Genomic DNA, 13,323 nt, shown 5'->3' with positions numbered 1-13,323 from the left:
TGTAGCCGTTACCATCAGTCGTCAACTCGCCGAAACCAACCCCGCAGCCTTCCTACCCAACCTCGCCATGTCGTTGAACAACCAAGCTAAGCAGCGTTCCGAGGCTGGGGACCGCGCTGGTGCTCTGGAAGCCATCGACGAAGCCGTCACCATCAGACGTCAACTCGCCGAAACTAACCCCGCCGCCTTCCTACCCAACCTCGCCATGTCGTTGAACAACCAAGCCACCATGCGCTCGGAGGTGGGTGATCTTACCGCTGCACTCCAGACCATCGACGAAACCGTCACCAACTACCGCCAACTCGCCGAAACCAACCCCGCAGCCTTCCTACCCAACCTCGCCGGCTCATTGATCAACCAGGCCGCCATTCGTTCCGAGGTCGGGGACCGTACCGCTGCACTCCAGACCATCGACGAAGCCATCACCCACTACCGCCAACTCGCCGAAACCAACCCCGCAGCCTTCCTACCCAACCTCGCCGGCTCATTGAACAACCAAGCCAACCAACGCGCCGAAGTCGGGGACCGTGCTGGTGCTCTGGAAGCCATCGACGAAGCCGTCACCATCAGACGTCAACTCGTTGAAACCAACCCCGCAGCCTTCCTCCCCGACCTCGCCATGTCGTTGAACAACCAAGCCACCATTCGTTCCGAGGTCGGGGACCGTACCGCTGCACTCCAGACCATCGACGAAGCCATCACCCACTACCGCCAACTCGCCGAAACCAACCCCGCCGCCTTCCTCCCCTACCTCGCCGCTTCGTTGAACAACCAAGCCAACCAACGCGCCGATGCCGAGGGCATACCGACAGCGTCTCGGGTCTTCGCGGAAGGCTGGGATGGACTGTCCCCCGCATCGCGTGCCCGCCTTCTCATGGCGAGGGTCCGGTGGTCTCTCGCGCGTGAGGACGCGAATGAGACGTCCTCTCTCATCGTGGAGGACTGTGCCTCAGCAGCCACGCTTGTCGCTGAGGAATCTGAGGATCCCAGGCCCATAGGCGAGGCCAGGAGGGAACTCATAGGCGTCGTTGCCACCGTCCTTGAGCAACGCCCCGATCTCGCGGAGAGGCTCACCACCGCGCTGCCACCGTGGATACTGACGCCGGTGCCCGATGCCTTTGTCGACGTCTGCAATCGCTGGCTGCACTGCGCGTCGTGGGCAGAACGGGAACTCTTCCTTGAGCAGCACCTCGATCGTCTGAGCGGCCCGGAGGAACGAACGCTCCTCGGCACGCTACGCATCCAGCACCCGGAGGTGGAGGGACTCGGCCTGCTTGAGACCCTTCTCGACGAGATCGAGAAACACGGTGCAGACAATGTGTTGCCGCAAGCGCGTGGACACTTCACCCGCGAAGAAGAACTCACCGCGTGGCTCAGCACCGGCACCTGGCGGGAATCAGAACGATTCCTCGCCCAGCATCGCCACCTCCTTGAAGATCGGGACGCGCGGGAATGGTTTGCCCAGTATGGAGATGATCCACTTTTCCGGCAGCACTATGGCTTGCTGTCATTGTCGGCAGCCATCGGGATCGAAAGAGCCTACGTAGCGCGGGAAGACGCCGACACCGCGGCAGACCTCGGAAACGAACTCGTCGAGAAACGCGACTGGGAAGCGCTGCACTCCCTGCTCCTCGCCGCCCCGGTGCTGAGGGAGCGGCCCTTCAACGCGGCCTATCTGCTGCTGGTCTTCGACGCCATCGCCAGCAACCAGGCTGAGGACTGGGCACCCGACGCCGCTCTGCTCGAACAGGCGCGCAGACACGCGACACCCCTACAGGCCAAAGCGGCAGTGAGGCGGCTCCGGATCTTGCTCCGCGATCACCCCGATCTCCCCCTCTCGCTGGTAGCCCTCGCCGACGCACTGACGCCACCCGCCGGGCCGGACGCCGATGTCACAGCCGAATGAGGGATGGGCAGACCCTCTGAAACCGAGGCTCATCCGCCCGTCGTCAAATAGGGACAACCCACGCCGCACAGAGGTGGCTCCGGCTCCGCGCGCCGAGTCCCTCTCCCTGGACCGCTGGCACTACAGCGAAAACGTAGCACCGCTTGGCCTGTGGCTCCCGCTTGAACCGGATAGGTCACGCCCCGCTCCACAGCCAATCTGGAGCATTCTGATTGCCACCGGAGACCCCAGCGCCAACGGAAACCGGTTTGATAGGGAGGTCGCCTTCGTTCGAGAGGTACTCGGCGGCACCCCTATGACCGAGCGCTCGTCCGTGAGCGTCGGTACCCTGACGGCGCATCTGCGTCAGGATCTCCCCACAGTGCTGCACATCTGCGCCCACACCGACGAAGAACAGGTGGCGCTACACACCGATGGCGAAATCAATTGGGTGCCTTTCGAACTGTTCTCGGAAGCGCTGCTCACGGTGACGAAGGGGCCCCGACTTCTGGTCTTGAATATGTGCAATTGCGTAGTCTTGGCAACGCTGCTCGGCACATGGGCGACGACGATCCTCTACTGGGCAGAGGCCATCGACGATGACGCGGCCAGATCGTTCAGCGGGGCGTTTTACCGCGAACTCTTGGATGGCGCGTCAGTGCGCGCGGCGGCGACATCGGCCTCCGCAGACACTCCCCAGCTGCTCGGCCAGGCCCCACAGATCCTGGGCAACCCAGATCTCATCCTTGTGCCACGGGCCCGTCTCAGGTGAGAACGGGTGCCGTCAATCTTCGCTCCCTGCCGAGTCGGCCGGCCGCGGGCCTATTGAGGAGCCGAAGGGCGCGATGGGAGGTTCCTCTCCAGACGACGTGATGTCTTGAAGCACATCATCGACCATGCGCCTGATGCCTTCCAACGCACCCGGAGCGCTCTCGGCGCACCACGAGAGGGAGACGAGCTCCGCGACCGTTCCCACGAATGCGCCGTCCTCGGCGGACCAGCGCACCCGGTATGTGTAGTGATCGGGATTCTTCACTGTGTCCCTCCTCCGACATCCTCGCAGCACCAATATCGATACTATCCTCGGCCTTGTTCGGGCTCTAGGCCTCTAACATTTTGACGAATTCGGGAACCCGTGCGCCGACGGCGTCAGTCGCCCAGCAGCATCCTGATCACCCGGACCACTGGAGCGACGTCGTAACCGGTGCGGTCGACCTTGGTGATCCGCGCGACCGAAAGGGTGCGCGGCTGCTCACCGATGGCATAGGAGCCCTCTGCCAGCTCGACACGAGTGGCCCACGGGCGTCGGGAACTGGTCATCGGCACCGCTATCACTAGACCAAGATTGGTGGCCATCCGCTCGTCCGAGAGAACGAGATGCGGACGATGGCCACGCTGTTCGCGGCCCTGGGTGGGCTCCATCGAGACCCACACCACGTCGCCGCGACGTGGGACCGGAACACTCACTGCCGTTCGGCTTCCTGCAGCCGATCCTCCATCTCAAAGTCTTCATTCAGATCGTCGCCATCGCGGGCTACCGCTGAGGCGTACTCGTCGGGCGTCACGTCGGCGAAGGATCCCCAGAACTGGTTTCGCTCATGCTCATCCAGCAGCAGACGAAGGAAACCATCGATGCTCTCCGCCTGCTGGGCCGCGCCTGCCTTGAGGCGGGCACGTGTCTCCATGTGAATGGCTATGGTCGTACGGCTCATGCGCACATCATACGTCGCACCTGAGTCTGATAAAAGAGTCAGACTCTTGGGTCAGCAAGTCTGCCTATATCGGGCCTACAGCGCTCGGGACAACGCCGGTGCGAGGTCGCCGACGTGGTCGATGAGGACGTCGTCGGCTCCCATCCAGGTGGCCATCAGGTGGAGCTCAGCAGCCAACTCGTGGGCGGTGTCGTCGGGAGCACCGGGCTCGGCATGGGCTTCCTTGACTAGGAGCTTGCCTGCGGCGCGGTCGAGCTTGAGGTCGACCCGGGCGACGAAGCGGTCGCGCAGCAGGAAGGGCAGCACGTAGTAGCCGTGGGTACGCTGCTCCTTGGGCGTGTAGATGCCGATCCGGTAGTAGAAGCCGAACATGCGCTCCAGCCGGGCGCGCTCGAAGACCATCGAGTCGAACGGACTGAGCAGCGCCCGTCCCTCAGCTTTGCGCGGGCGGGCCGCGTCGGGATGCACGAGGTGAGTGCCCCATCCTGACACCTCCGCCTCGATCAACCGTCCCTGCGCGACCAGCCGCGCCGCCGACTGGGTGGCCGTCTTGATCGGGAGCCGGAAGTAGTCGGCCAGGCAGCGGACGGTACCGACACCGTGGGCATCTGCACCGGCCATCATCAGGGTGTCGACGGCGTCGTCGAGATCGGGATTGGCGACCGTCGAAACGTCAGCCGGCAGCACCTTCTCGATGGGCGCGTAGCAGCGCTCGAACTGGGCGTTTCGCCCCGCCACACCGATGAGGCCACGCCCGAACAGCACCTCCAGCACCGTCTTGGTCTGGGACCAGCTCCACCAGGTGCCGGCTCCGGATTTGGGTACGTGGCCCAGCCGGTCGGCCACTTGGCGGGCGGTGAGCGGACCATCATCGTGCAGCAGCCCGATCACCCGCTGGCCGAGCCCGCCGGCCGTGAGGCGCTCGTCGTTCTCCGGGGTGAAGAACCAACGACGGGGCAACGCCAGCAGGTGGGTGAAGTGCTCGGGCGCGATGTAGGAGGCCTCGTGAGCCCAGAACTCGACGGCCTTGCGCGGGGCCTTCCACGTCAGTCGATCCAGCTGGGCGCGATCGTAGGCGCCGAGACGCGAGAACAGCGGCATGTAATGCGCGCGCGACAGCACGTTCACCGAGTCGATCTGCAGCAGTTGCAGCCGACGGAGCCCCGTCGCCACCGCGCGCGACGACGACGGCCGCTCGATCCTGGGCCTGTGCAGTCCTTGGGCCGCCAGGGCCATCCGTCGCGCCGCATCTTGGGTCAGCTTCATCGTTGCCACGTGAGACATCGTTGCAGAACCCACCGACAGAAAAGGCGGTGCGGGCCGACACCATCGTGTCAGCCCGCACCACCCTCGACTCACGCCGGCGCTGCAGGCAGTCCCAGGCTGGGAATGACCGCCAAGACCGCCGACACCGTCGTCACCGACGAGTAGCCGCTCTTCGAGCCCGTCACCTGCACGGCGAGGGTGGAGCCCTGATCTGCGCCGGTCACCACGTAGGTGGCAGTGTTCGCGCCGTCGATCGGCTCACCGCCCCGCAGCCACTGATAGGTCAGCTTCACCGGCGACGGGGCCCACGTGCCGGCCTTCGCTGTCAGAGTCTCACCGACGATCGCACTCCCCGAGACGGTGGGCGTGGGTGTCTTCTCCAGCGCCATGCCCTTCACCTTCGCGGTCTGCTTGGAGGTCTTCCAAGCGGTCGTGTAGGCGGTCTTCGAGCCCTTCACCTGCACCGAGATCTTCGTCCCCTTATCGGACGGGGTGAGCGTGTAGGTCGACTTCGTCGCTCCGTCGATGACCTTCCCGTCGCGCAGCCAGGAATAGGTCAGCGTCACCTTTCCAGGGGTCCAGGTGCCCGCTTTGGCCGTCAGCTTGGAGCCGACGGTCGCCGAGCCCGAGATGGTCGGCACCGGGGTGTTCCACAGCCACCCTGGCTTCACCGCGTCCGTCTTCTTGGACGTCTTCCAGACGGAGGAGAAGCCCTTCTTGGCACCCTTCACCTGCAGCGACATCTTGGCGCCATGATCCTTGGCGGTAAGGATGTAGGTGGACTTCGTCGCACCCTGTATCGGCTTCCCGTCGCGCAGCCACTGGTAGCTCAGGGTGACCTTTGAGGGAGCCCAGGTTCCGGTCTTCGCCGTGAGGGTGTAGCCCACCCGGACCGTTCCGGAGATGGTGGGCGTCGGCGTCGCCGTGAGTTTTCCGGTCTTGACCTTGGCGGTGGCCTTCGAGGTCTTGCTCACCGACGTGTAGCCGCTCTTCGAGCCCGTGACCCGAACCGACACCTTGGTTCCCTTGTCAGAGGAGGTCAGGGTGTAGCTCGAACTCGTGGCGCCCTGGATGTTCTTTCCGTCGCGCAGCCACTGGTACGACAGGGATACCGTCGCCGGCTCCCAGGAGCCGCCCTTGGCGGTGAGCGTCTTGCCGACGGCGGCCGTTCCCGACACCGCGGGGGTGGGCGTCGCCGTCAGCGTGCCGGCCTTCACCGTCGCCGTCGCCGTGGAGGTGCCGGAGACCTGGTCGTAGCCGGGCTTGGACGCGGTGACCCGGACGCTCACCTTGGCTCCGACGTCCGCACCGGCAATCGCATAGGTCGGCTCCTCGGCGCCCTCGATGTCGCTTCCGTCGCGCAGCCACTGGTAGGCCAACGTCGCGTCGGCATCCCATGCGCCAGGATCAGCGGTCAGCACCTCCCCGGCCTGGGCGGTGCCTGAAATCGTCGGAGCACCGGTGAGGGTCTGCGCGAAACCCTTGACGGTCTCCGTGGGCTCCGAGTCGATGGCCGTCTCGGCCAGGCCGCTTCGGGAGCCCGTCACCCGCACGGTGAGCTGTGCTCCGACATCCTCGGCCGCGAGCATGTAGGAGGTGCCGGTTGCGCCCGAGATCTTCATGCCGTCACGAAGCCATTGGTAGGCCAACGTCGCGTCTGCAGGGTCCCACGCGCCAGGATCGACGGTGAGCTGCTCACCGAAGAACGCCGTTCCGGCGATTGCCGGCACCGAACCGATCACGGGATCCAGCACTGGGGCCGGCGCCTCGACGAGGGGAGCCGTCGGGCCTTCCGGGGCGGTCTTGTCTCCGCCGACGTGAATGAAGCCGGACACCTCCGAGATCCTGTAGGTGCGCCAGTTGAACTCCTTCAGGCTCCAATGATCCTCGGACACCACCATCGTGCCGGCCGCCCGATCGATGGACTCGACGATCGCGACGTGCCCGGCGGAGCCCATCTTGGTGTTGTTCCACCATGCCACATCGCCCACACGCGGATTCATGTCGACGGCGTAGCCGGCGTTGCGCGCATGCCTGCCCCAGTGATGGGCATTGCCCTGACCGGGGATGGTGAACTGCTTGATGCCGCGCTTCTGAAGGCGGTAGGCCACGTAGTTGGTGCAGTTGTGCCCGGAGTACATGTTCCAGTACCCGGTGGTCCTGTACACGTACTCGTAGCCGTCGTTGCCGTATCCCAGCCTGTTGCAGGCGGCAAAATCGACGCATAAGGGGCGATACCACGTCAACGCTTCGGCGGCGCGTGGCACTCCGGCGATTCCGATCGCCAGGAGAATGGTCAGCAAAAGGCTGGTCACTCGCCTCATTCCAACACCGCTGCCGGAATGAGACTGGGGACGCGTAGTGGGGGGCATACGACATCGCTCCATGAGAAGTTGGGAACATGATTTCAGCCGACAACGCGGGGGCTTAGTCGGCCGATCAGCACGCTACCGCAGCCCGATCTGGGACATGAAACGGGGTCGAGCACAAGGGCCGACCCTGACCAAAAGTCGCCCCTCATTCTTGCCAATAGGTCCAATTGAGAACGTCACAGAGGGCGACCAAAGTCTACTCCGATGCCACCATGATGGGATTATCAGCTATTTATTTGTCATCTGTCTGTACAAAGTTCAAAAGAAAAGACCGTTCGACTAGATAGTATTTCCTGACGAAAAACCAAAACTCTGAGCGAGATCTTGGCGACGACGATCAGCGACGCGCGGCATAGAAGCGGCCGAGGAACTCTTCCTTGTGGGCGTCGAAATCACCGGCGATCAGCGAGGCGCGGATGTCGTCGACCAGACGGACCGTGAAGCGCTCGTTGTGGATAGTGGCCAGCGTGTTGGCCAGCATCTCCTTGGCCTTGAACAGGTGATGCAGGTAGGCGCGCGTGTAGTGCGTGCAGGTGTAGCAGTCGCAGCCGTCCTCGAGCGGCGCGAAGCTGCGCCGATTCTTCGCCGTGTTCACGTTGTAGCGACCGTCGGCGGTGTAGATGGCGGCATTGCGCGCCACCCGGGACGGGTTCACGCAGTCGAAGGTGTCGGCGCCCTGCTCGATGGCCGCGAAGAAGTCGTCGGGCTCCGAGATGCCCAACAGGTGCCGGGGCTTGTTCTGGGGCAGCTCATCGACCATCCAGCCGACGATCTCCCCCAGGCGCTGCTTCTCCAGCGCGCCGCCCAGGCCGAAGCCGTCGAAGCTCTGGCCATCGACGTCCAGCTCCGCGAGCCCGCGGGCCGCCTGCCGTCGCAGATCCTCGTACTGGGCACCCTGGATCACGCCGAACAGCGCCTGATAGGGCTTGTCCACGCGCGCTTCGGTGAGACGACGATGCTCCGCCAGGCAGCGGATGGCCCAGTCGTGGGTGCGCTGCACGGAGCGCTCCTGGTACTCGCGGGTGTTCATCAGCGTGGTGAGCTCGTCGAAGGCGAACATGATGTCGGCGCCCAGCTGGTGCTGGATGCCCATCGAGACCTCCGGCGTGAAGCGGTGCTTGTCGCCGTTGAGGTGCGAGATGAAGGTGACGCCGTCGTCGTCGACGTGCGCGCGCCGGGTCTTGCCCTCGGCGATCACGTCGTCGTTCTGCAGGCCCTTGGTGTCCATGGCCAGCACCTTCTTGAAGCCGGCGCCGAGGCTCATCACCTGGAAGCCGCCGGAGTCGGTGAAGGTGGGGCCGGGCCAGTTCATGAACCGGCTGAGACCGCCGGCCTCGTCGATCAGATCGGAGCCTGGCTGGAGGTAGAGGTGGTAGGCGTTGGCCAGCACGGCCTGGGCGCCCAGCGCGCTGATCGCTTCCGGCAGCACCGACTTCACCGTGGCCTTGGTGCCCACCACGATGAACGCCGGAGTCTGGATGTCGCCGTGCGGGGTGTGGATGACGCCCGCCCGACCGTGCCGGTCGTCGAGGCGCTGAGTGACGTCGAAGGAGAAGCCGGTCATCGGGCCAGCACCTCCAGTTGGGCCAGCGCGACGGCGCCGGCGGTGGAGGTGCGCAGCACGCCATCGCTGATCCGCACGGCAGTGGCACCGGCATCAACCAGCGCAGTCAGTTCGGCGTCGGCGATGCCACCCTCGGGGCCGATCACCACGGCGACGGTGCCACGCCCAGGCAGCGCGACGTCGGCGATATGGGTCTCGGCGTCCTCGTGCAGCACCAGCACCAGATCGTGATCCGCGAGCGCTGCGGGAAGCTGCTTCGACGTCACCGCCGAGACCTCCGGCACGACGAAGCGCCGGGACTGCTTGGCCGACTCGCGCGCCGTGGCCTGCCACTTGGCCAGGGCCTTGGCGCCGCGGTCGCCCTGCCAGCGCACGATGGAGCGATCCGCCTGCCAGGCGACGATGCGGGCCGCGCCCAGCTCGGTGAGCATCTGCACCGCCAGCTCGCTGCGCTCGCCCTTCGCCAGTGCCTGCACGGCGGTGACGGCCAGCCGACCGTCAGGCGCCGGCAGCACCTCGTCGACGCGCACCCGCAGTTCCGTCTTGCTCACGGAGTCGACGGTGCCGCGCACGCCGAGTCCGCGGCCGTTGGAGAGCAGCACCTCTTCCCCCACCTCGATCCGCTTAACCGCACCCGCGTGCCGGGCCTCGTCGCCGGTCACGGCCAGCACGTCGCCGGGGCGGGCGTCGTCGAAGTCGGCGAGGAAGAGGGCAGCCGTCACGAGAAGATGTCCTGCAGCCAGCCCAGCACGCCGCCCTTGCCCTTGTGGGCGACGGCCGACGGGTTGGACTCGCCACGCGTCTCGGCCAGCTGACGCAGCAGGTCGCGCTGCCGCTCGTCGAGCTTGGTGGGCGTCTGCACCAGCAGGGTGACGCCCAAGTCGCCCCGGCCGCCACCGCGGAGCCGCGGCACGCCCTTGCCCTTGATCGAGATCCGGGTGCCCGACTGCGTGCCGGCCGGCACGTCGAGGGTGACCGAGCGCTCGTCAAGGTCGGAACCCTCCCATTCGGCTTCGAGCGTCGCCAGGTCGACGGAGGTGCCGAGCGCGGCGGCCGTCATCGGGAGCTTTACCACCATCTCCAAGTTGTCGCCGTCGCGGCGGAAGGTCTCGTGCGCCTCGACGGAGATCTCGACGTACAGATCGCCGGCGGGGCCGCCGCCGGGCCCCACCTCGCCCTGGGACTCCAGGTGAATGCGGATGCCCGTGGACACGCCAGCCGGGATGCGCACCGAGATGGTGCGGGTGGAGCGCACCCGGCCCTCGCCGGAGCACTCGCCGCAGGGGCTGGGGATCGTGGTGCCGTAACCACGGCAGGTGGGGCACGCCTGGGACGTGCGGATGTCGCCGAGGAAGCTGCGCTGGATCTGGGTGACCTCGCCCTGCCCGTGACAGGTGACGCAGGTCACCGGCTCGGAACCCGGCTCGCCGCCCTTGCCGTGGCACTTGGGGCACACGACGGCGGTATCCACCTTGATGGGCTTGGTGACGCCGAAGACGGCCTCGTGCAGCTTCAGGCTCACGCGCACCAGCGCGTCCTGGCCCTGGCGCACCCGCGAGCGCGGGCCGCGGCTGCCTTGGGCGCCGAACATGGCGTCGACGAGGTTGGTGAAGTCGAAACCGCCGGCGAACCCACCGCCGAAGCCGCTGAAGCCCGCTCCCCCGCCGGGGCCGCCCATCGGGTCGCCGCCACGATCGAAGACCGCCCGCTTGTTGGGGTCGCTGAGCACCTCGTAGGCCTCGTTGAGCTCCTTGAAGCGCTCGGCCGCGTCGTCGTCCTGCGCGACGTCGGGGTGCACCTTCATGGCGCGACGACGGTAAGCCTTCTTGATCGCCTCCGGGGTGGCGTCGCGATCGACGCCCAGAACGGCGTAGTAATCCTTAGTCATCGGTGCTTTCTTGACTCAGCCTTCAGTGAGGTAGCGGCTCACGTAACGGGCGACGGCCCGCACGGTTGCGATGGTAGTGGGATAGTCCATGAGGGTGGGGCCGACGACGCCCAGACCCGCGCCCAGCGTTCCCGCGGAGCCGTAGCCCGACGCGATCAGGCTGGTCTGCTGGAAGCCCTCGGCGGTGTTCTCCTGGCCGATCCGGATGGTGAGATCGGAGTCGCCCGCGGCCTCGCTGAGCAGCTGCAGCAACACCACCTGCTCCTCGATCGCCTCCAGCAGCGGCCGCAGCAGGGTGACGTTGGTGCCACCGAAGCTTGCCAGGTTGGGCACGCCGGCCACGAGAACCTGGGACGGACGCTCGCGCGCGAGCAACTCCAGCATCGCGGTGACGACGGTGACCCCCAGCCCGCGCTGTTCGGGCGGGAGCGCGTCGACGATGCTGCCCAGGCGCACGGCCGCGTCGCTGATCGTGCGACCCAGCATGGCCTCGGCCATCCGGTTGCGCATCTCCACGAGCTGCTCGACGTCGGTGGGCGACACCTCGAACATGTGCTGGTCTACGCGCCCGGTGGACTTCACCAGGATGATCAGCACCCGATCGGGCGAGAGCTGCACTAGCTCGACGTGCTTGATCTGCGCCCCTTGGGCCACCGGATACTGCACGATCGCCACCTGGCGGGTGAGCTGCGCCAGCAGGCGCACGGTGCGGCTGACCAGATCGTCGATGTCGACGGCGCCGATCATGAACGCGTCGATCGCTCGACGCTCGGCCGCCGACAGCGGCTTGATCCGGGCCAGCTTGTCGACGAACAGGCGATAGCCCTTGTCCGTGGGGATGCGACCGGCGCTGGTGTGGGGCTGGGTGATGTAGCCCTCCTCTTCCAGCGCGGCCATGTCGTTTCGCACGGTGGCGGCGGACACGTCGAGGTTGTGCCTCTCCACCAGCGCCTTGGAGCCGACGGGCTCCCGGCTGGCGACGTAGTCGGTGATGATGGCCTTCAGCACCTGAAGCTTGCGGTCGTCGAGCATGTCACCTCCTCCTACGCATGTTGGCACTCGACCCATGCGAGTGCCAGTCTAACGCGCCATCCGCAGTCTCGCCCAACGACGCGGCCCCGTCGCGAACCTCAACGCGGCTGATTCCGTCGGGTTTTTTGCCCATCCCGCAACAGTGCGGCTGCGTCCGTCGGCATAGCGCCGCACGCAGCCGCATCAACGCGAGACCGCCCAATTGCCGAACAGATTTAGCCTCGATACCCCCAGAGTCGGCGTATCCAGCGAACCCGAGTGACGCGGCATCCTTTATCCGATTCCAACAACCGAAATAGGAACGAGCCAGCTCTCGGTAGTCCCATCACCTAGCTGCCCGTAGCTATTCTCCCCCCAGCACTTCACCGCCCCACTAGACAACAACGCACACGTATGGCCGGGACCGGCAGTAATCGCGGTCACCCCAGATAGCCCTACTACAGAAACCGGCGTCAGCCTATTGATGGTTGTGCCGTCGCCCAATTGTCCTCCAAGGTTCACTCCCCAGCACTTCACTGTTCCACCAGACAACAACGCACACGAATGACCGCTTCCCACGGCAACCCCAACAGCCCCAGATAAATCCACAACAGAAACCGGCGTAGTCGGCACCGGTTCCCATTGCCAGGTAGTCCCATCGCCCAGCTGCCCATAGTTCCGCCCCCAGCACTTCACCGTCCCGCCTGACAGCACTGCACACGAGTGACTCCGCCCTGTATCAAGTGCGATGACACCGACCAGCCCGGGAACCGAAACCGGACTCGTCCGAACTTCGACCGTCCCATCGCCTAGCTGCCCGTCGCTATTATCCCCCCAGCACTTCACCGTCCCACTAGACAACAACGCACACGAATGATCGTCACCGGCAGTAATCGCGGTCACCCCAGACAATCCGATAACCGACACCGGCGTCCGCCGAACTTCGACCGTCCCATCACCTAGCGACCCGTTGTAGTTAGCCCCCCAGCACTTCACCATGCCACTAGACAACAACGCACACGAATGAGGTTGGTAACTACCGACGGCGATGGCCGTAACCCCAGACAATCCGACAACCGAAACCGGCGTCCTCGAACCGCCACCGAACCCATGTCCCAACTGTCCGAGGCCATTGAAGCCCCAGCACTTCACAGTCCCTCCCGACAACAAGGCACACGAATGAACCCACGCCGTAGCGACCGCGGTCACCTCCGACAACCCGACAACCGAAACCGGCATGTTCGGATCATTGAACGTCGCGTCACCTACCTGCGCGGGAATTGAGGCACCCCAACACTTCACCGTCCCGCTCGACAACGACGCGCACGAATGGAGATCTCCGGCATCGATCTGGGTGGCCTTCTCACTTGGTGTTGCTCTGCGGACCACGAGGCTGAGCGCGCTATTCACCGTCCTACGTGCGTTGTCAGTCACGGCGAAAGTAAGCGTGAAGTCGCCCACGGCAGTCGGAGTGCCGGTCAGTTTGCCGGAGCTGCTTAAACTGGCTCTTCGTACTTGCGGTGGGTGGGCGACACGCTGGGTGAGGGTGGTGTGCTGAGGTAGGGGTCGAGGCCCTCAGGATCAGGAGTTACCACACTCCCTGTTCCGAGGACCTCGACGATGAA

At 65.4% G+C, this 13,323-nt stretch carries 11 protein-coding genes; 2 read left to right on the top strand and 9 right to left on the bottom strand.

Annotated features, from left to right (window positions below; translation table 11 throughout):
• Both P0D62_RS18540 and P0D62_RS18535 read left to right on the top strand, forming a co-directional pair.
• Positions 1-1,906 (top strand): CHAT domain-containing protein (locus P0D62_RS18540; RefSeq protein ID WP_275704022.1); only part of this gene is annotated, 1,906 nt, incomplete at its 5' end.
• A 295-nt stretch (positions 1,907-2,201) separates the two neighbouring features.
• Positions 2,202-2,657 carry a CHAT domain-containing protein gene (locus P0D62_RS18535; protein ID WP_275704021.1) on the top strand — a complete coding sequence of 152 codons (456 nt, stop codon included), beginning with the start codon at positions 2,202-2,204 and terminating at the stop codon, positions 2,655-2,657.
• 377 nt (positions 2,658-3,034) lie between these two features.
• On the opposite strand, the gene P0D62_RS18530 is transcribed toward P0D62_RS18535, so the two are convergent.
• From P0D62_RS18530 to P0D62_RS19235, 9 genes are all read right to left on the bottom strand, one after another.
• Positions 3,035-3,352, bottom strand: coding sequence for a type II toxin-antitoxin system PemK/MazF family toxin (locus P0D62_RS18530; RefSeq protein WP_275704020.1), 318 nt, complete (start codon positions 3,350-3,352; stop codon positions 3,035-3,037).
• Complete coding sequence (locus P0D62_RS18525; protein WP_275704019.1) at positions 3,349-3,597, bottom strand: hypothetical protein; 249 nt, start codon at positions 3,595-3,597, stop codon at positions 3,349-3,351. The genes P0D62_RS18530 and P0D62_RS18525 overlap by 4 nt, the downstream gene beginning before the upstream one ends.
• A gap of 75 nt (positions 3,598-3,672) precedes the next feature.
• Positions 3,673-4,863 (bottom strand): winged helix-turn-helix domain-containing protein, encoded by a 1,191-nt coding sequence (locus tag P0D62_RS18520; RefSeq protein ID WP_275704018.1) that lies wholly within the window; start codon positions 4,861-4,863, stop codon positions 3,673-3,675.
• Between the two features lie 89 nt (positions 4,864-4,952).
• Positions 4,953-7,178, bottom strand: coding sequence for a CHAP domain-containing protein (locus tag P0D62_RS18515; RefSeq protein ID WP_275704017.1), 2,226 nt, complete (start codon positions 7,176-7,178; stop codon positions 4,953-4,955).
• Between the two features lie 394 nt (positions 7,179-7,572).
• Positions 7,573-8,799 carry a tRNA guanosine(34) transglycosylase Tgt gene (gene tgt / locus P0D62_RS18510; RefSeq protein ID WP_275704016.1) on the bottom strand — a complete coding sequence of 409 codons (1,227 nt, stop codon included), beginning with the start codon at positions 8,797-8,799 and terminating at the stop codon, positions 7,573-7,575.
• Entirely contained in the window at positions 8,796-9,521 is a 726-nt protein-coding gene (locus P0D62_RS18505) for a 16S rRNA (uracil(1498)-N(3))-methyltransferase (RefSeq protein WP_275704015.1), read from the bottom strand. The genes tgt and P0D62_RS18505 overlap by 4 nt, the downstream gene beginning before the upstream one ends.
• Complete coding sequence (dnaJ, locus tag P0D62_RS18500) at positions 9,518-10,687, bottom strand: molecular chaperone DnaJ (RefSeq protein ID WP_275704014.1); 1,170 nt, start codon at positions 10,685-10,687, stop codon at positions 9,518-9,520. Before dnaJ ends, P0D62_RS18505 begins: the two co-directional genes overlap by 4 nt.
• Positions 10,688-10,702: 15 nt before the next feature.
• Positions 10,703-11,719, bottom strand: a complete 1,017-nt coding sequence (hrcA, locus tag P0D62_RS18495; RefSeq protein ID WP_275704013.1) for a heat-inducible transcriptional repressor HrcA — start codon at positions 11,717-11,719, stop codon at positions 10,703-10,705.
• Positions 11,720-11,992: 273 nt separating this feature from the next.
• A complete protein-coding gene (locus P0D62_RS19235) occupies positions 11,993-13,087 on the bottom strand; it encodes an RCC1 domain-containing protein (RefSeq protein WP_406708283.1) in 1,095 nt (364 codons plus the stop codon).
• Positions 13,088-13,323 lie beyond the last annotated feature (236 nt).

Origin of the sequence: Tessaracoccus caeni, from assembly GCF_029211185.1 — a bacterium.
Classification (GTDB): domain Bacteria; phylum Actinomycetota; class Actinomycetes; order Propionibacteriales; family Propionibacteriaceae; genus Arachnia; species Arachnia caeni.
The sequence above is the reverse complement of the archived record's forward strand: the minus strand, read 5'-3'. Positions and strand labels throughout refer to the sequence as shown.